This window comes from Gardnerella sp. 30-4 (assembly GCF_001641215.1).
In the GTDB taxonomy this organism is placed as follows: domain Bacteria; phylum Actinomycetota; class Actinomycetes; order Actinomycetales; family Bifidobacteriaceae; genus Bifidobacterium; species Bifidobacterium leopoldii.
On record NZ_LXJL01000170.1, the window covers coordinates 1 to 968 of the forward strand.

1 pseudogene is annotated in these 968 nt (G+C 40.5%); it reads right to left on the minus strand.

The annotated features are described in order from the left end of the window. Positions 1–265, minus strand: a pseudogene (locus A5294_RS06430) (hypothetical protein); the annotation flags it as partial. Positions 266–968: the final 703 nt, after the last annotated feature.

A 968-nucleotide genomic window follows, 5' to 3' on the forward strand; every position in this document is an offset into this window, starting at 1 on the left:
TTATTACACTTTTTTGATTTTTAGAATTATTGTCGCTTGCTATAGTGTTGCGCTCTTTCTTTTTTTCTTCTTTCTGAGCGTGCTTTTCAAAACTTTTTGCGCTACGTGAATTAGCAATATCGTTCATGTCATCAGAATGTTCTGCAACAAAAGATGACCATTCGTCATCAAAATCTCCGTTGTTTTGTTTTCGATTATTTTTTAACGATTCTGACGTTAACTCGTCATCACGGCGAGGGTCGTTGGTATTCTTAGAAGAAGTCATGAACTATACTGTAGCAAGTCTTCCTGATTCTATGCTTAAAATGTTCGAAATTGGACTTGCAAGAAAGGATATGGTATGTTGTACTGGTTCTTCGTGAAGGGACTTGGGGGTATTGCCCGCATGAGGATTCATCCATCAGCGCAAGGTGTTAAAAATGTTCCTAAAAAGGGTGGAGCTATTATTGCTGCAAATCATCTTGCTGTTATTGATGACGCGCTTCTGCCATTGACTTGTCCTCGTATGATCCACTTTATGGGTAAAGCAGAATATTTTGAAGGCAAAGGTTTAAAGGGTCGTTTTAAGAAGTGGTGGTTTACTTCTGTGGGCGTTTTCCCTGTAGATCGTTCTGGAGGCGCAAAATCTCTTGGCGCTTTGAATCATGCTCGTGAAATATTAGAAAAAGGTCAGCTTTTTGGCATTCATATTGAAGGCACAAGAAGCCCAGACGGTCGTTTATATCGTGGTCATACTGGTGCTGCACGTCTTGCTCTTGAAACAGGTTGCCCGATTATACCTGTTGCAATTATTGGAACTAGAGAATTACAAGTGCATGGTCAAGTTATTCCAGCAAAAGGCAAGACTAAGGCGATTTATGGCGAGCCTATTCAAGTAGAGCGTGTTCGTGACGAAAGTGAGATCACTCACGAGCGTTTACGCGAAATTACAGATAAAGTAACTAAGTCCTGTCTCTTATACACATCTG